A 16,366-nucleotide genomic window follows, 5' to 3' on the forward strand; every position below is an offset into this window, starting at 1 on the left:
GTCGCGCCTCAGTGCACGGCGCGCAGCGGTGCCGCTGCGCTACGCGGCACGACACGATCAAGATCGCGCGAGACCAGCTGCTGCACGGCCGCCGACAGATCGCCGAGCAGGCCCCGCAGGCCGGCCAGCACGCGGCTGAAATGGTTGTAGACCAGTACCGCGGGAATCGCCGCGACCAGGCCGAGTGCGGTCGCGAGCAGGGCCTCGGCGATGCCGGGCGCAACCACCGCCAGGTTGGTGGTGTTGCTGTGTGCGATGCCGATGAAACTGTTCATGATGCCCCACACCGTGCCGAACAGGCCGACGAAGGGCGCCACCGCGCCGATGCTGGCGAGCACACCGATGCCGCGCCGCTGCACGCGCGCGGTCTCCAGCTCGATGCGGTCCAGGCGCGAGGCGATGCGCTCCTTGATGCCGTCGCGACTATCCAGATCCTGCGACAGACGCAGTTCGGTGCGGGCGGCGTCCAGCATCGCCAGCGCGATGCCCTGCTGCAGACTTGCCTCTTCGCTCTGCGGCGGCAGCTGTGCGGACTGCAGCAACAGCGCGCGCGCCGCGCGCAGCTGCCGGGCCTGGCGCGTCAGTTCCCAACCCTTGGCCAGCAGTATGGTCCAGGTGGCCAGCGACGCCAGTGCCAGCGCGATCATCACGGCCTTCACCACCACGTCGGCGGCCAGGTACATGCCCCATGGGGTCAATGCGGGGGCGGCCACGGGGGCCAGGTCAGCAGGCAGCATCGTCTCGGTTTCCATCAGCATCAGGGGTCGCTGCGAGACGACGGGCCGCGCGCGGATCATTGGCGTCGTCCACTTCCACGACCGGATGGGGCTCCAGCCGCGGTGCCGGTCGGCTCAGCACGTAGCCGGCGCTGACCGCGAAGAACAGGCCCACGCCCAACAGCAGGCGCCAGGACGGGTGCGCGCCCCAGCAGAACAGGGCAAAGCCCAGCGCCATGCCGGCACTGGCAAACGCCTTGCCCTTGCGCGATACCGCGCCCTGCTCGCGCCACAACCGCAGCGACGGGCCGTAGCGCGGATGCGCCAATAGGCGCTGCTCGAACTTCGGTGAGCTGCGCGCGAAGCAGCCCACGGCCAGGATCAGGAAGATGGTGGTCGGCATCACCGGCAGCAACGCGCCGATCACCCCGAGCCCGACCATCAGCCAGCCCAGCGCGAACCAGAGCCAGCGCATCAGCGCTGCACCTGTGGGCGCGCGCCGTGCATCAGGCGAATTCCACTTCGACGTGGCCGTGCACGCTGCGGAACGCGGCGTCGGCCGCATCGATCACCTGCTGCTCCTGCTCGACACTCAGCGGTACCGCGTCCAGCGCCGCGGTGAACTCACGCCAGTGGCGCGCCGCGCCATCCGGATGCGCGGCCAGGTGGCGGGCGCCAAAATCACGGTCCAGGCCGAGCTTGGCAGCCATCTTGTACAGAATGGTGCCGCCCAGGTTGGAGCCTTCAGCCACGTACAGCCACCCCAACGCGGCGGGCAGTTCCAGATCGGACGGCAACGCCGCGATGTCAGCCCCCGGCAGGGTCTGCTCCAGGTCCTGCAGGTCGCGCGCGACCTGGGTCAGGCGGCGGCGCTCGCCCAGGTCCGGCAGCAGTGCGTCCAGCGCAGGGTTGGCATACAGCGCATCGATGCTGCGGTGGAAGCGATACTGCACGCGCAGGAAACGGGCGAAATTGCTGCGGTCGGCGAAGATGTCGCCGGCCATGATGCGCTTGTCCAAGGCACCGTGGCTGTCGCGGGTGGCGGCCTTGAGCCGCAGGCTGCGGCTTTCTTCAGGGGCGATGTGTGCGTTCATGGGGGAATGCCAAGGGGGTCGTCGTGCTGTAGACGTCTGCCACGGGGCTTTCCCCAAGGCCGTCTACACCGATAATGGGCCATCCCCTTGTCCATCCGGAACCGACGATGATCACCACCGAACCGCGCATGACCAACCTGTTCCTGCAGCTGGGCCTGGATGCCAGCGCAGAGGGCATCGCCCGCTTCATCCGCGAACACCAGCTGGCCACCGATGTCGAAGTGGTCGAGGCGCCCTACTGGAACGATGCCCAACGCCAGTTCCTGTCTGAATCGCTGCAGGCCGATGCGGCATGGAGCACCGTGGTGGACGAGCTGAACGAGTCGCTGCACGAAGATGCGGTAAAGGCTTCGAGCGGGCTGTAAATAGACGCCGGGCATGGCCCGGCGCTGTCGATTGCACGGCAGAAGCGGTGCGGACCAAGGTCCGCACCCACCGAGGGCGGTTGGGGCTCGCTGGAGTCGGAGCCCTTTCCGCAGGAAAGGGATCCGGCCCCACCGCTCATCCGCGACCGATCAGTACTTCCAGGTCAACGCAAGTCGCGCGGTGCGGCCCGGGGCCGGCATCACGCCCAGGGCCAGCGGGTCCAGGTAGTAGCGGTCGGTCAGGTTGTCCACGCCGGCTTCCACCGACAGCTGGTCGTTGAAGCTCCAGCTGGCGAACAGGTCCACCAGCGTGGTTGGCCGGTACAGCTGCTGGATCGCCGACAGGCCCACGTTCCAGTCCTTGTCCAGCTTGCTGATCGGGCCGGCGTTGTGGACCACGCGGGTGCCGAAGGTCAGGCGCTCGTCGAACAGGCGCGAGCCCAGGGTCAGGTTGACCATGTAGCGCGGTGGGTTCTGGGTATTGGTGTACGAGCCCTCGAAGCCGCCGTCCACGCAGTCGGGCGTGTTGGCCAGCTCGCCGTTCCTGCGCTGCGCCCCATAGGCACGGCGCTCGGCGGCGATGTCCGGTGCGCAGGTCTTGGCCTTGAAGTAATAGTGCGCGGACAGATCGGCAAATACCTTGCCGCTGTCATAGCTGGACTGGAACTCCATGCCCGAGACCTTGAACTGGTCGACGTTGCGGATCAGGCCCGCCGATAGCGTGCGGTAGTCACGGGTGATCAGGTCGTCGATGCGGGTATCGAAGTACGCCAGCTTCAGCGCCAGGCGGTCACCGGCGGTGAACAGGTCGTAGCGGATGGTGCTGGCGCCGATTTCCCAGCTGCGCGCACGCTCCGGCTTCAACTCGCCCACCGGCTTGGCAGCGGTGAACAGGCCCAGCGTGGTCTCGAACAGGCTCGGCAGCTTGGTGCCTTCGGCGTACTTCACGTAGACCATGGTGTCTTCGCTGAAGCGGTAGGCCACGCTGGCGGTCGGCGAGAACGCGGTATCGCGACGGCGGATCGGCTGCGACCAGGTCCAGCTGACCGGCACTTCCAGGTCCTGCGCCTTGCCGGCGTCGTAGAAGTTCCAGCCACCGATGTCGCCCACCGTGCCCTTCTTGTACGGTGAGGCCAGCAGCGATTCCTGGGTGAAGTTGCCGTTGGCATCCGGATACCAGTTCAGCAGCGCGATGCGCTTGGCCCGCCACGACGGCAGCGCCGGGTTGCCATTGAGCAGTTCGGTGTAGCGGTACTGGCCCTGCACCTCATAGGCATCGGGCGTGGCCAAGCGGTTGCGGTCATGCACATCCACGCGGTTCCAGCGGCCGCCGGCCAGCAGTTCCCAGTGCTCATCGGGCTGCCACTTCAGCGAGGCCACGGCGCTGTATTCCTTGCGCTCGGCGTTGCGCAGGAAACGGTTGTTGATCAGGTCATCGTGCATGACCGGGCCCGAGCTGCCCGGTGCGATGTCTTCGTCACTGTAGGACAGGCCGTAGTCGAGGGTGAACGCGCCAGCACGTGTGTCGAACTTCGAGGTGTTGCTGGCATCCAGTCCGAAGCGCTTCTGTCGCAGCGGATTGCGGTAGGCATCCTTATAGCCGGGGTCGCCACTGAAGCTGGGCGCGTCGTACCACTCGGTGCGGCGATCGAAGTACCAGGGGGTGATGCCGGTCAGGCTGTTGTACATCACGCTGTCGGTGTCGGTGTACGCGGCGTTGACGCGCAGGTCGACCAGCTCGCTGTCCGGGTTGAAGCGATAGCGCAGGGTGTAGCTGTCCATGTCGACGTGGCCCGGATCCCATTGCGGAATGCGGTCGCGATCGACGCGGATGATCTGCGAGGCCATGATCTCGCCGGCGGTGCCTTCGTAGCGGCGGTAGCCCGCTTCCAGGGTCTGTGCATCGTCGATACGCCAGGTGCCCTTGAGCAGCGCCGACTTCGAGCGCGACGAGGTGTTGAACACTTCGGTACGCGGCGGATTCAGCGGTGCCAGCGTGCGACGGGTCTGTGGGAAATCATCGTAACCGTGCTTGCCGGAGAAGTAGTTGCCATTGTCGCGGTAGGCGTAGGCGGCGACCAGATCGAAGCGATCCCAGTGTCCCGCAGCGGCCACGTTGAAGAACTGGCTGCCGGTGGCGCTGCGATCGTTGCGCGGCGCGGCACTGTAGGAAGGCAGGTTGTTGGCGCTGTTGTTGGCCAGGCCGCCACGCACGCGCACGCCGAAGTCGCGCTCTTCGCGCAGCACGTCGCCGATCTTCAGCGTCTCCATCTCGACCACGCCGCCGATGCCGCCAGAGGCGTTGGCCTGCAGGCTCGGGCCCTTGGTGATGGTCAGGCTGGAGATCAGGTCCGGGTCGAGGTAGGTACGCTGCGATTGACCGGCATAGCCACGGTAGGTATCCATGCTGGACTGGCCACCGTCGATGATCACCGGCACGCGGCCCTGGCCCTGGATGCCGCGGATGTTGACGTCGAAGCCATTGCCAACGCGTGGGTCACCGGCAGTGACGCCGGCCACGCCCTTGACGATGTCGCCGTTGGACGTACCGCGGAAACGCTCCAGGTGCGTGCGGTTGAGCGTGGTGGTGGAACCGACGCTGCGATAGCTGTCGAGCAGGCGCGCCTCGTCGCTGGTCGCGCCACTGTCGACGCGGTCGCCGGCCACGCTGAGCGTGTCGGTGACGATCACGCCGCTGTCGACCTGCGCCGGCGTTGCCGCTTCCAGCGTGACTGCATCTGCGCTGACCCGGCGCACCGCCAGGCCACTGCCCTGCAGCAGCTGCTGCAGCGCCTCGTTGGCCGGCAGGCTGCCATTGACCGCACGCGAGCTCACCCCGTGGGCCGGGATGGCCGGATACACGACCTGCACGCCGGACTGGCGCATGTAGCTGCGCAGCGCATCGTCCAGGGGCTGCGCTGGAATGTCGAAGCGCTGTACGGCGGCGTGATCGCCACGGGCGTTCTGTGCCAGCACGGATGGCGTGGCACTGGCCAGGCCGGCAGCCAGCAATGCAATGCACAGGCGGGACGGGCGCGGCGCGCGGCCCGGACGGTGGGAGTCGAACATGGGGAACCTGTCAGGTAATCGGTGCCGCAGGCGCGGCGTCATCCGCAACACAGGCGGACACGGCGACGTACGTGGCGGCGGCGGGTACGTTCGCGGGGTAAGACGGCTGGGCGCGCGGCAACCCCAAGGGCGATTTGCGGTCGCGGTGGGTGCCGACCGTTGGCCGGCACATCGGGAACATCATCCACGCATGGCGTGGATCTACTGATGGATGATGGCGACGCCGAGCGGCAGGCGGGTGACCTGCAGACCTGCCGTCGCCGCCAACGCGTCCAGCGCCTGTTCCGGGCGATCGATGCGCAGCGCCGCACTGATCGCCGGCAGTCGCGACAGATCACCGCGCACGAACGTCGGGCCGGCACGATAGCGCCCCACCCATTGCACGGCGTCGGCGACGCTGGCCTGCTCCAGCAGCAGCTCGCCCTGGCGCCATGCACCCACGCTGTCGGCCGCCACATCCTGCAGGCGCGTCACGCCGCTGCGCTCGCCATAGACGGCGCGCTGGCCCACCTGCAGGTAGGTCCAGCCACCGTCGGCCGGGCTGGCCACACGCACCCTGCCTTGCCCGACCTGGGTTTCCACCCGGTCATCGCCACGCGCGACGGTGAACGCGGTCGAGATGTCCTCAACCACGCCATTGCCGGCACGCACGCTGAAACGCCGCTGCGCATCCGGGCTGACCTCGAACCAGACGCGCCCGCGCAGCAGCTCGACCTCGCGTGCGTGCGCATCGAAGCGCACGGTGATCGCGCTGTCCGCATCCAGCACTGCGCGGCTGCCATCGGGCAGCGTTACGTTCTGCACGACGTGCGAGCTGCGATGGTCGGCCTGCAGCCGCAACCAGGCCTCCGGCCATGCCACCAGCATCGCCAGCACAGCTGCAGCGGCCATCGCCCAGCGCATTCGATGCGGGCGGCGGCGTTCGGCACACCGGGCCAGCGGGCGTGGCCCGACACTGCGCCACAGCGTGCGCTCGTGCTCGAAGGCCCGGCGGTGCCCCGGCTCTGCCAGCCAGCGCTCGAACTCGTGCATGCGTCCCTCGCCGATGTCACCCGAGGCCAGCCACGCAATCCAGCCCCGGGCCTGTTCGGCCAGGGCATCGTCATTGGCGGCGGGCAGCGTGTTCGGCGGGCTCATCGGCTGGCGGACAGGCGCATTCAAGCGCGGGCGGGGGAACTAGACCGCATCTGCGGTCCAGTGATCAAGACGTTTCAGCGAGGGCCAGCCCCAAGCCGGGGCGATCATCGGCCGCTGCGCGCCCAGGCCAGGCGTTGCAACGCGGTGCGCACATGGTTCTCAACGGTGGTCACCGACACCCCGAGGCGGCGGGCAATCTCGGCCTGGGTCAGGCCCTGCAGGCGGTTGAGCCGGAAGATGGTGCGGGTCGGCTCCGGCAGGTGTCCGGCCGCATCCAGCACACGCTGCAGCTCGTCCTGGGCCATGGCCTGTTCCTCGGTCGAGATGACCTCGTCCGCTCCCCACAGGTAGTGGTCGGCCAGCAGGCGGTTGCGCCGGGTCGATTCGCGGCCATGGTCGGTGGCCAGGTTGGCGGCCAGCCGGTACAGGTAGGCACGCGGATTGTCGATGGCCTGGCTGTCATCGACACCACGCGCCTTGAACCACACCGCCTGGATCACGTCCTCGGCGCCGTTGTCGCCCCCCAGGATGCGTTGCACCCGGCGCAGCAGCGCAGGCCGCTCGCGGATCAGCAGTTCGGTGAGGGAGGCGGCATTGGAGGACATGCGCGGAACCGGGACGACAGACGGAAGGCGCCGCGCATGCTACTCCGTTAATGAGAATCAGTCACGTTCGCATCAATGGATGCACCCGGTCAGCCCGTCATAGACGCTCTGCGAGGTCCCCGGCAACGGGTCATGCAGTGGATTGCGGGCGGCGAGCGCGGCATGGAAGGCCTCCACCGGTGTGCCAGGCTCCAGCGGCAGGCGGCACAGCCAGGTCGGTTGCCGGGCGACGATCGCACCGTCATGCCGCGACACAGCCAGGTCACTGGCGGCAAATGCCCACAGGCACTCATGCACCGTGCCGCGCATCGCGTCCACCGAGCAGCGCAGGCGCAGGGCGCGGATATCGCTGTACTCGCCTTCGCAGAAGGTATCGCCGCAGATCGCGTCGAACCCGTACTGCAGACGTCCCTCCAGGGCAAAGAAGCGGTCCCAGTTGGCTTCCTGCCGCGGGTAGTCGATCAGGTCGACGTAAGGAGAGGCCTGGGCCAACGGCGCAACCAGCAGCATGCAGAACAGGGCGAACGGCAGGGCAGACACTTTCATCGGCGGACTCCTTGGCAAGGTCGATCCAGCCTGCGCCCCCGCACCGGCCGGCCCTATCAGCCAACCCCGGCCTGCTGCGTGGGTCCCTGCCCCACGCAGCGGTCAGCCCCTCCCTCTGCACAGCGCCCGGCAAAGGCATAAAATGGGGGGCTATCCGTCTATATCCCCCACCTGGAGCACGACCATGGGTCTGGAACTCGTCTCGCCCGGCAAGAACCCGCCGGAAGAAATCAACGTCATCATCGAGATCCCGAAGGACTCGGAGCCGGTGAAGTACGAAGTGGACAAGGAAACCGGCGCGATCTTCGTCGACCGCATCCTGTCCACCCCGATGCGTTACCCCTGCAACTACGGCTACGTGCCGAGCACCCTGTGCGGCGACGGCGATCCGGCCGACGTGCTGGTGGTGCTGCCGCTGCCGCTGGTGCCGGGCTCGGTCGTGCGCTGCCGTCCGGTCGGCGTGCTGAAGATGAGCGATGAGGCGGGCAGCGACGAGAAGATCCTGGCCGTGCCGGTCTCGAAGATCTTCAGTGGCTACGCCCACGTTGAAGACATCGCCCAGGTTTCGAGCCACTGGCTGGAGCGCATCGGTCACTTCTTCGAGCACTACAAGGACCTGGAGAAGGGCAAGTGGGTCAAGCTGGACGGTTGGGGCGGCGCCGCTGAGGCCAAGCAGATCCTGATCGAGGCGCACCAGCGCCACCTCGACAGCAAGGCCTGAGCCTGAACCGGATCGCTCCGGCGGTACCCTGCCGGAGCGATGCGGGTCACGTTTCATGATGACGGCACATCACTCTTGCTGCCGTATTAGGTAAATTGCGTCACTTCACACGTCATCGACATCCATCGTCGAGACAGCCAGGGGAATGTGTCGTGCGTATTCTGCTTGTTGGGGATGCAGCCAGCCTGCCGGCTGAGCTGACCGAATTCATTGCCGATCTTGGGGAAGACTGGCAGCCGCTGACCGCCACCGATGGCCAGACCGCGATGACCGCGGTTGCCACCCAGGGCGTGGACGCGGTGATTGTCTGCCCGCAGCTGCCGGACCTCAATGCCACCACGCTGCTCGGCCAGATCAGGACCCTGCGTCCGGAAACCATCCGCATCGCGCTGGTGGACGCACAGCATGGCAACCGGCCGCCGCCGGCACGCCTGATCGGTGTCGCTCACCGTTTCCTGCCGTTGCCACTGGCACCGGAAGTACTGCTGGAAGCGCTGACCAGCCTGGAAGAGCTGCGCGAAGTGCTGGACAGCCCGCGCCTGCGCGATGCCATCGGCCGCATCGAGAAACTGCCGTCGCCGCCGCACCTGTACCTGAGCCTGACCCAGGCGCTGGAGCATGATGACGACGCCGACAGCGCCGACGTGGCCAAGCTGGTGGCCGCCGATCCGGCCATCGCCGCCAAGGTGCTGCAGTTGTCGAACTCGGCGTTCTTCAGCCAGGGCCGCACCATTGCCGACCTGCGTACTGCAGTCACCCGGCTGGGCCTGGCCACGCTGCGTGACCTGGTGCTGGCCAGTGAAGTGTTCTCGGCGCCGACGCTGTCGACAGCCGAACGCAACTCGCTGCAGCAGCGCGCCCTGCTCGCCTCGCGCCTGGCCGCACGCCTGCTGCCCGAGTCCAGTGCCGAACTGGGCGCAACCGCGGCACTGCTGGCCGACATCGGCCTGCTGCTGCCCGGCGTACGCAACGAGCGCACCGAGCCGTCGCTGGCCGGTGATACCCGCCCGGGCCATGCCGAAGCCGGTGCCTACCTGCTGGGGCTGTGGGGCCTGCCGATGCCGATCATCGAAGCGGTGGCATTCCACCTGCAACCGCAGCGCGCCAACACCCGCAGCTTCTGGGTGACCGGCGCGGTGCACGTGGCTCTGGCGCTGGTCAACGGCGACCCGGTGGATGAGGACTATCTGCAGCGCGCGGGCGTGCTCAACAAACTGCCGCAGTGGCGCGAACATGCCAACAGCCTGATGGGGCTTACGCCGAGCGAAGCCTGAGTTCCACCGGCAATCCACACGATGAAGGCGCGTCCGCAGGGACGCGCCTTCGTTGCATCAGGGCTGCGCGCAGTGGTCGTACACGCAGCGCTCGAACAGGAACTGGCAGTACGCCGCATCCTCACCGGCCTTGATGCAGTTGCTGCGCACCTCCGCGCAATAACGGCCATTGGCACACACCAGCGGACCGGCCGACACACTGCCGGCCAGGCTCAGGACGGCGAGAACTGCAGCAGCAAACATACGTGGCATCGCGTTGTTCATTTCGCGCTCTCCTTGGTCCGGAATGGACCTCTGCGAACCTACCAGCGGTCCAGTTGCGACAAGCGTGACCTTTGTCGCTGAACTGCCCGATTCAGAATTTCCCGACCCGGCTCTGCCAAACGCAAAGAGGGCGGGCCTTGCGGCCCGCCCTCCTCGTCTTGCCTTCAGGCTTCGATGGATCAGAAGCGCTGGTTGTACTGGATGAACAGGAAGCGGTCGTAATCCAGCATCGGGTCCAGCTGCACGGCACTGGCGTTGGTCACCGCGTAGGTGATCGGCGGGGTCTTGCCGAACACGTTGCGGGCACCGACGGTCACGCTGCCGTTCCACGGGGCCTGCCAGGTGGCCGAGATGTCGTGATAGACGATCGCGCCCTTCTTGTTGGCACCCAGGCCACCGCTCCAGCCACCGTTCTCGGTGTAGTAATCGGGCTGGTTGCACTCCAGGCCATTTTCCTGGTCGTAGCAGAAGTCGCGGAAGCCGCCGTAGTAACGCATGGTCCAGGTGGCCGACAGGTCGCCCTTGGTCCAGGTGCTGGCCAGGGTGCCGCGGACACGCGGGTAGTTCCAGTAGCCTGCGTAGTCATCCCATGCAGCACCCTTGGTGGCCTGCTGACGGAAGCTGGTCAGGTAGTTGGTGTCCAGGTTGAACGACAGGGTACCGAAGCTGTATTCCGGCATGCGGTAGCGGACGCCGAAGTTGTAGCCTTCGGTTTCCAGCGAGCCCAGGTTCGCGTTGCCGCGGCTCAGGCCGGTGACCTGCTGGCCGTTGGCGACGTCGCCACGGCTGTACTGGTCACAGAAGGCCTGCACACCGTTCTGGTAGCACTGGTTCAGCACGTAGTTCGCCGACAGCGCGGTGATCACGTTGTCGACAGTGATCTTGTACCAGTCCAGCGAGACGTTCAGGCCGCTGACGAAGCTCGGGCTCCAGACCAGGCCCGCGGTGCGGGTCTTGCTGGTTTCCGGCTGCAGCTTGTCGTTGCCCACACCCGAGTTGAACGGGTTGTTACCCTGGGTGTCACGGGCACTGATCGGACGACCGGCAGCGTCGGTCTGACGGAAGTCGGACGCCAGGCCTTCAGCACCGCAACGAGCTGCAACGGCCGGGTTGCTGCGCTGGCCGAACACGGCATCACACGGATCGGTGAACTTGTCGAAGGTCTGCGAACCACCACCGAACGTGTCGTCCAGGGTCGGGGCACGGAAGCCCTCGCCGTAGGTCGCACGCACCAGCAGGTCGTCGATCGGCTTCCAGGTCACGCTGAACTTGCTGTTGACCGTGTTGCCGAACTTGTCGTAGTCCGAGTAGCGGCTGGCGATATCCAGCGACAGCTCCTTGGCACCCGGCAGGTCACGCAGCAGCGGCACCATCAGTTCCAGGTAGAACTCGTTGGTCTTGTACTTGCCTTCGGTCGGCTGCGCGGCCAGCTCGGTGGTGTAACCCGAGGAGGACAGTGCGTCCGGGTGATCGTAGCCCGACACTTCGCGATGCTCGTAACCGGCAGCGAAGGCGAACTCGCCCGCATCGCCCGGCATGTCGAACAGCGAACCGGTGATGTTGGCGAAGTACTGCTTGCTCTTGCTCTGGCCGGTCGAGTTCAGCAGGGTATTGATGTACTTCAGCGCATCCGGGGTCGCAGCGCTGGCGCCGCCCAGCAGGTCGAACGGGACGCAGCTGCCCGGGCTGGTGCCCAGCGCGATCGGGTTGGCAGCGGTGCCGCACTGGGCGACGCCGTTGGCGTTGATGAACGACGGGCCGAGGGCGTTCTTCAGGGCCAGCAGGTTGATGTTGCCCGAGCTGGTCTGGGTCACGTCGAACTGGTTGTAGTTGATGCCCACATCCCAGTCGAACGGACGGTTGTTGAAGTCGAAGTTGCCTTCCAGGGCCGCGTCGAAGTGCAGCGACTTGACGTTGTTCTGGGTGATGCGCGGCAGTTCGAAGATACGACGGCCCCAGCCACCGATGTCAACGCCGGCGCCCGGGTTGGCCCAGTTGCCCAGCGGGTTGTAGATGCTGTCCTTGCTGATCGCCACCGGGAACTGCGGCTGCGAGGTGCCGGTCAGCGGGTAGCCGGCGATCTGGCGCTTGGAATCGCGCTCGGAGTACATCGCCGTCGACTTCAGACGCAGGTTGTCGTTGATGTCGTAGCTGGCCGAGGTGAACATGGTCTTCGACTCAGCGCCCTGGTTCAGCATCATCTGCTGCGAGGCGTTGTAGTAGTCGTCCAGACCAATCAGGTGGTAGTTGTTGAAGTTGTTCGACGGCTGGCCAACGCCGACCGGGGTGTCCCAGAAACCGGTGTGGTTGACCACCCAGGTGTTCGGGACCCACTTGCCAGCCTTGTTGTATTCGCCAGCACCGGCGGTGCCTTCGGCACGCGGATCGGTGAAACGACCCCACGGGCCAGCCGGGCTCAGACCGTCTTCCTTGTGGCCCTGGCCATAGGAGTACTTGGTCAGGCCACGATCCTTGGCCCACACCGGATCTTCCTTGATGTAGTTCGCGCCGAACACGATCGAGGAGCGCTCGCCGCTGGCACCCAGGGTCAGGCTGTACTGGGTCTTGGAACCGTCGCCGTGGCTGTTCTGGCCATAGTAGGCACTGGCCTCGGCGCCATCGAAGTTCTTGCGCAGGATGATGTTGACCACGCCGGAGATGGCGTCGGAACCGTAGATCGCCGAGGCGCCGTCCTTCAGGACTTCAATGCGCTCGATCAGCGAGGTCGGGATGGTCGACATGTCGGTGAAGCCGGCCAGGCTGGTGCTCCAGCGCTTGCCGTTGACCAGCACCAGCGTGCGCTGCTCACCCAGGTTGTACAGGCTGACGTACTGGCCGCCCTGTTCCGGGTTGGACGCCAGCACGGCCGCCTTGCTGAAGGTCTGGGTGCCCGCCACGGACAGGTTCTGCAGCAGGTCGCCGACGCTGACCAGGCCCGAACGCTGGATGTCCTCATGGCTTACGGTGAGGACCGGCTGGGAGGTTTCCACATCCACCGAGCGGATGCGGGAGCCGGTGACTTCCAGGCGATCAAGGGTGGTCGGGGCACTGGCTTCCTGTGCGGAAGCAAATGCCGGTGCCAGCGCCAGCGCGATGCCGGCGGGCAGCAGGCCCAGCCGCACGGCAGGGGTGCGAACGTTCATCAATCTCTCCAAGGTACGTGTTAGTAGCGTGTTAAAACGCTCCAGCACGTTACGATTGCGTTGCGATGCTGTATTTGCGCGACCCAACCGTAGACTTTGCAGAGTGTGGCGGGAGCAAGCCGCCGTTTTCCCTGAACCGGGAAGCAGACTGCCCGTAACGGGCGCGGAAGGCCCGCGCGAAGCTGCAGCAGTTGTCGAATCCGCTGGCCGCGGCGACCTCGCCCACCATCATGTCGGTGTCGCGCAGCAGATCTGCGGCCCGCTCCAGGCGCAACCGTGCCGAAAGCGACTGGGGGCTCTCTTCATACAGGCTCTGGAAGGTCTTGGAGAGGTACCAGCTGGAGAAGTTGGTCAGCTCGGCCAGTTCGCCGATCCGCACCACGCGGTGGCTGTTGCCCTCCAGATAGAGACGGGCGCGCTGCATGCGGCCGAACACCTGGCGCTTGCGGCTGCGTGAGCGACCGGGGCAGCGCTGTACGTTGTCGGCCAGGCCACGCTGCAGGCCGGCCAGATGCAACAACAGCGGGCGCAGCGCCTGCGCTGGCAGGCCGCTGTCGAGCGCATCGCGCCACAGGCGCAGGGCAACGCGGGCGTCGCCGCGGCTCATGCGACCACGACCGGCATACAGGCCGCAGTCGGCCATCTCGGACAGCACCCGCATCGCCTCCGCAGTCAGGCTGAGGCCCACGCACAGTCCGTTACGGCCGGCCTGCACCAACGGGCGCGACTCCTTCTCGAAGGCAATCCACTCGCCATGGCGCAGGCGGAAACGCCCTTCCTTGGCTTCCACCCAGGAACTGCCCCGCACCTGCAGCCAGACAGTGAAGCTTGACCCTGCGGTCTGCAGGCTGCCGAGCCGGGCCACGCCCATGCAGGTCGGCGCGAGATCGTCGAGCGCCTTGTCGAGGGAGACGGTTTGGCCACGATCGGCCAGCGAGAGTTGACGCATGGGGCACCACGGGTTTGCCTGATACAGGCTTCCGTTTTGCCTAATCAGGCGTCAGCCCGTCAGGAAAATCCGCCGAGATCGCCACGAATTCGCGGCGAGAACTCCACGAAAAAATCACGAAGAGATATTTTTCTTCAGGATCAACGACTTGAGAAAGGCCGGGAACAGTGCCGGCGTCGACCGGGGCAGCTGCATGACGCCGATGTCGGCACCATCGCTGACCGCCAGGGCGACGTACAGGTCCCGGCCATCGGCGCTGGCACTGATGCCGTTGCCCGCGCTGAGCCGCTGCCGGTCCAGGCAGCGCTCGGGGGCTTCGGCGCCGGCCTGGATATGGATCAAGGTCGTACCGCATTCGGTCGAGTTGCCGAGATACCCGATGCCACCGGTGCCCGCCACCGTCCAGGTGCGATAGCGCCATCGGCTGGGCCGGTCTTCACTGACCTGCTGCACGCTGGCCGGGGACAGTGCCGCATCCACCGACCACAAGCCGCCGGACGCCAGGCGTGTGAACAGCACGCGGCCATCGCCGCGATCGAAACGCGCCTGGGAGACGCCGTCGATACTGGCCAGGCGGCGCCAGGGGGTCACGCTGCGATCGAACAGGCTCAACCGGGTGCGTTGCTCTGCATCGCGCTCGACTACCAGCAGCTGCTCCGGGGTTGCCCCGTACAGGGCCTGCAGCGGCTGATCCACCGGAACCGGCAGCGGTTGCAGGTGCTCGTCGCGCGGGGCGATCTCGTAGACAACGGTACGCCCATGCTCGTCACGCCCGACCACCAGCAGCTGGCGGCTGTCGGCCGACCAGTCCGGCGCCTGCCGCCCCTCCGGACGCAGGCCCTCGATCGGCCGCAGTGAGTCGGGCCGCTGCATGTCCGCCCACCACAGCGCGAAACTGCCGGAACGATCGGAGGTGAAGACCAGCTGGCGACCGTCGGGCGCCGCCATCGGCTGCCCGTCGCGCCCGCTGGACGCGAACAGCCGCTCGGCGCTGCCGCCGGCCATCGGCACCTTGAACACGCCGAACTGGGCACGGCGGTGAACGAAGGCCAGCACGTCGCCGTGGCGCGACACCGCAGGCCACTGTGCGTCGTCGAGGCCGGCATCACGCAAGGTGCGGCGCTCCACGTCCAGGTAGTACAACCGCACCTCGCTGTCCACGCGCCGGCCGAACACGATGCTGCGCCCATCGCCCAGCCAGGCCCAGCCACGCTGTTCGGCGGATTCGTTGGTCAACTGCTCCAGCTCACCGCCTCCGGCCGGCATCCGCCACAGGTCGCCCATCTGTGGATTGCGCACGAACACCAGCCACTTGCCGTCGGGCGAGTAGCGTGGCGCGTAGTCAAAATCATCCTGATCGACCGCGTAGTCCAACGCCCGCCACTGGCCGCTGGCCAGGTCGAGCACACGGATACCGCGATGGGCATAGCGGCCCACCATGCTGCCAAAGACCAGGCCGCGGCCATCCGGTGTCCAGTCGAAGCTGAGCAGCTCGGTTCCATCGCAACGGGTCGCCTGGCGCACGCCGCCGCCAGTGGCACTGGCGATCAGCACCTGGCAACCGCCGTCGGCTCCAAAGCGGGCAAAAGCGATCTCGCGCCCGTCCGGTGACCAGCTCGGGAAACGGTCACTGGCCCCCTTTGGCGGTAGTGCCAGCTGCCGGGCCGGCGCATTGCCCGAGGTCTGCACCTTGATCACACCACCTCCGGCGCCATCCTCGTTGGCGCCTTCGTAGGCAACCTGGGAGCCGTCCGGCGAAAGTGTGGGATAGGTTTCAAAACCACTGGTAGCGGTGATCAGGCGATAGGGACGCTGCGGGCTGCCGATCACCCGCACGCCGTTCTCGACCGCTGCATCCACCGGTGAACTCGGCTCCGGCCCGCGCCGCAGCAACAATGTGGCCATGACCAGCAGCGCGGCCAGCATCATCACGCCCAGCACCCACAACAGCTGGCGGCGCAGCTGGCGCCAGCCACGCCGGCGTGAAGGCGCTGCCGGCACGGCCAGCGCCGGAATCGTGCCGGCACCGTCCGGCGACGGCATCACATCCGCAACGGCCAGCGCGTCCACTTCCGCCACCGGCTCGAAGTCGTCCAGCGCCTGCACCGGTACCAGCAGCCGATAGCCGCTCTTGGCGATGGTCTCGATGTAGGCCTGGCCATTGTCATCGTCGTTGGCGAACGCCTTGCGCAGCTGGGTGACGGCCTGGGTCAGCACGTCATTGGTCGGCAACGTATCGGGCCAGACCTCGGCAAACAGCTCTTCACGGGTGACCACGCGCCCAGGCTGCCGCATCAACACGCGAAGTACGCCCAGCGCTTTCGGCGTCAGCCGCCGCGGACGGCGCGCGCCTTCAACCTCGACCTCACGCGAGGACAAGGTGATGACACAGTCGCCGACCTGCACGCGGTCGGCGTCAATGGGCGTGAGTTCGCTGCTGTTCATTTTCCGCTATACAGTAGGGACGGGACCTGGGCAGGGCT

The 16,366-nt window shown here is 66.7% G+C and carries 14 protein-coding genes; 3 read left to right on the top strand and 11 right to left on the bottom strand.

The window, feature by feature from the left end; genetic code table 11:
* Nucleotides 1-8: 8 nt before the first annotated feature.
* The 3 genes from exbB to AC5P5R_RS07815 are packed head-to-tail and all read right to left on the bottom strand — an operon-like array spanning nt 9 to nt 1,810.
* Nucleotides 9-737, bottom strand: coding sequence for a tonB-system energizer ExbB (gene exbB, locus AC5P5R_RS07805; protein ID WP_059035503.1), 729 nt, complete (start codon nt 735-737; stop codon nt 9-11).
* Complete coding sequence (locus AC5P5R_RS07810) at nt 724-1,191, bottom strand: YbaN family protein (RefSeq protein ID WP_100438088.1); 468 nt, start codon at nt 1,189-1,191, stop codon at nt 724-726. The genes exbB and AC5P5R_RS07810 overlap by 14 nt, the downstream gene beginning before the upstream one ends.
* Nucleotides 1,192-1,222: 31 nt before the next feature.
* Nucleotides 1,223-1,810, bottom strand: coding sequence for a biliverdin-producing heme oxygenase (locus AC5P5R_RS07815; RefSeq protein ID WP_005410929.1), 588 nt, complete (start codon nt 1,808-1,810; stop codon nt 1,223-1,225).
* Between the two features lie 107 nt (nt 1,811-1,917).
* Here AC5P5R_RS07815 and AC5P5R_RS07820 point away from each other — a divergent pair, with 107 nt between their 5' ends.
* Nucleotides 1,918-2,175, top strand: a complete 258-nt coding sequence (locus tag AC5P5R_RS07820) for a DUF2789 domain-containing protein (protein WP_024957127.1) — start codon at nt 1,918-1,920, stop codon at nt 2,173-2,175.
* A gap of 150 nt (nt 2,176-2,325) precedes the next feature.
* Here the strand turns inward: AC5P5R_RS07820 and AC5P5R_RS07825 are convergent, their stop codons facing one another.
* From AC5P5R_RS07825 to AC5P5R_RS07840, 4 genes are all read right to left on the bottom strand, one after another.
* Entirely contained in the window at nt 2,326-5,244 is a 2,919-nt protein-coding gene (locus tag AC5P5R_RS07825; RefSeq protein WP_111723037.1) for a TonB-dependent receptor, read from the bottom strand.
* 201 nt (nt 5,245-5,445) lie between these two features.
* Nucleotides 5,446-6,381, bottom strand: coding sequence for a FecR family protein (locus tag AC5P5R_RS07830; RefSeq protein WP_099497316.1), 936 nt, complete (start codon nt 6,379-6,381; stop codon nt 5,446-5,448).
* Nucleotides 6,382-6,485: 104 nt separating this feature from the next.
* Nucleotides 6,486-6,986 carry an RNA polymerase sigma factor gene (locus AC5P5R_RS07835; protein ID WP_005410933.1) on the bottom strand — a complete coding sequence of 167 codons (501 nt, stop codon included), beginning with the start codon at nt 6,984-6,986 and terminating at the stop codon, nt 6,486-6,488.
* 72 nt (nt 6,987-7,058) lie between these two features.
* Entirely contained in the window at nt 7,059-7,532 is a 474-nt protein-coding gene (locus tag AC5P5R_RS07840; protein WP_044570834.1) for a hypothetical protein, read from the bottom strand.
* Between the two features lie 184 nt (nt 7,533-7,716).
* Here AC5P5R_RS07840 and ppa point away from each other — a divergent pair, with 184 nt between their 5' ends.
* Together ppa and AC5P5R_RS07850 are read left to right on the top strand one after the other, a co-directional pair.
* A complete protein-coding gene (gene ppa / locus AC5P5R_RS07845; RefSeq protein ID WP_005410935.1) occupies nt 7,717-8,253 on the top strand; it encodes an inorganic diphosphatase in 537 nt (178 codons plus the stop codon).
* 152 nt (nt 8,254-8,405) lie between these two features.
* Complete coding sequence (locus tag AC5P5R_RS07850) at nt 8,406-9,527, top strand: HDOD domain-containing protein (protein WP_005410936.1); 1,122 nt, start codon at nt 8,406-8,408, stop codon at nt 9,525-9,527.
* Between the two features lie 57 nt (nt 9,528-9,584).
* Here AC5P5R_RS07850 and AC5P5R_RS07855 read toward each other — a convergent pair whose 3' ends face one another.
* From AC5P5R_RS07855 to AC5P5R_RS07870, 4 genes are all read right to left on the bottom strand, one after another.
* Nucleotides 9,585-9,791, bottom strand: a complete 207-nt coding sequence (locus AC5P5R_RS07855; protein ID WP_005410937.1) for a hypothetical protein — start codon at nt 9,789-9,791, stop codon at nt 9,585-9,587.
* A 179-nt stretch (nt 9,792-9,970) separates the two neighbouring features.
* A complete protein-coding gene (locus AC5P5R_RS07860) occupies nt 9,971-12,934 on the bottom strand; it encodes a TonB-dependent receptor plug domain-containing protein (RefSeq protein ID WP_495226353.1) in 2,964 nt (987 codons plus the stop codon).
* Nucleotides 12,935-12,983: 49 nt separating this feature from the next.
* Nucleotides 12,984-13,883: a helix-turn-helix transcriptional regulator gene (locus tag AC5P5R_RS07865; protein WP_164281700.1), complete on the bottom strand. Its 900-nt coding sequence runs from the start codon at nt 13,881-13,883 to the stop codon at nt 12,984-12,986.
* Nucleotides 13,884-13,997: 114 nt separating this feature from the next.
* Nucleotides 13,998-16,328, bottom strand: a complete 2,331-nt coding sequence (locus AC5P5R_RS07870) for a winged helix-turn-helix domain-containing protein (protein ID WP_100438090.1) — start codon at nt 16,326-16,328, stop codon at nt 13,998-14,000.
* Nucleotides 16,329-16,366 lie beyond the last annotated feature (38 nt).

Source organism: Stenotrophomonas sp. YJH_SMC_19, from assembly GCF_059367915.1.

What these genes read in the sequence shown, in the direction of transcription:
- AC5P5R_RS07810 (WP_100438088.1), bottom strand. Translation starts at nt 1,191, where the DNA reads ATGCGCTGGCTCTGGTTCGCGCTGGGCTGGCTGATGGTCGGGCTCGGG.
- exbB (WP_059035503.1), bottom strand. Translation starts at nt 737, where the DNA reads ATGCTGCCTGCTGACCTGGCCCCCGTGGCCGCCCCCGCATTGACCCCA.
- AC5P5R_RS07835 (WP_005410933.1), bottom strand. Translation starts at nt 6,986, where the DNA reads ATGTCCTCCAATGCCGCCTCCCTCACCGAACTGCTGATCCGCGAGCGG.
- AC5P5R_RS07830 (WP_099497316.1), bottom strand. Translation starts at nt 6,381, where the DNA reads ATGAGCCCGCCGAACACGCTGCCCGCCGCCAATGACGATGCCCTGGCC.
- AC5P5R_RS07865 (WP_164281700.1), bottom strand. Translation starts at nt 13,883, where the DNA reads ATGCGTCAACTCTCGCTGGCCGATCGTGGCCAAACCGTCTCCCTCGAC.
- AC5P5R_RS07815 (WP_005410929.1), bottom strand. Translation starts at nt 1,810, where the DNA reads ATGAACGCACACATCGCCCCTGAAGAAAGCCGCAGCCTGCGGCTCAAG.
- AC5P5R_RS07860 (WP_495226353.1), bottom strand. Translation starts at nt 12,934, where the DNA reads ATGAACGTTCGCACCCCTGCCGTGCGGCTGGGCCTGCTGCCCGCCGGC.
- AC5P5R_RS07870 (WP_100438090.1), bottom strand. Translation starts at nt 16,328, where the DNA reads ATGAACAGCAGCGAACTCACGCCCATTGACGCCGACCGCGTGCAGGTC.
- AC5P5R_RS07840 (WP_044570834.1), bottom strand. Translation starts at nt 7,532, where the DNA reads ATGAAAGTGTCTGCCCTGCCGTTCGCCCTGTTCTGCATGCTGCTGGTT.
- AC5P5R_RS07825 (WP_111723037.1), bottom strand. Translation starts at nt 5,244, where the DNA reads ATGTTCGACTCCCACCGTCCGGGCCGCGCGCCGCGCCCGTCCCGCCTG.
- AC5P5R_RS07820 (WP_024957127.1), top strand. Translation starts at nt 1,918, where the DNA reads ATGATCACCACCGAACCGCGCATGACCAACCTGTTCCTGCAGCTGGGC.
- AC5P5R_RS07855 (WP_005410937.1), bottom strand. Translation starts at nt 9,791, where the DNA reads ATGAACAACGCGATGCCACGTATGTTTGCTGCTGCAGTTCTCGCCGTC.
- ppa (WP_005410935.1), top strand. Translation starts at nt 7,717, where the DNA reads ATGGGTCTGGAACTCGTCTCGCCCGGCAAGAACCCGCCGGAAGAAATC.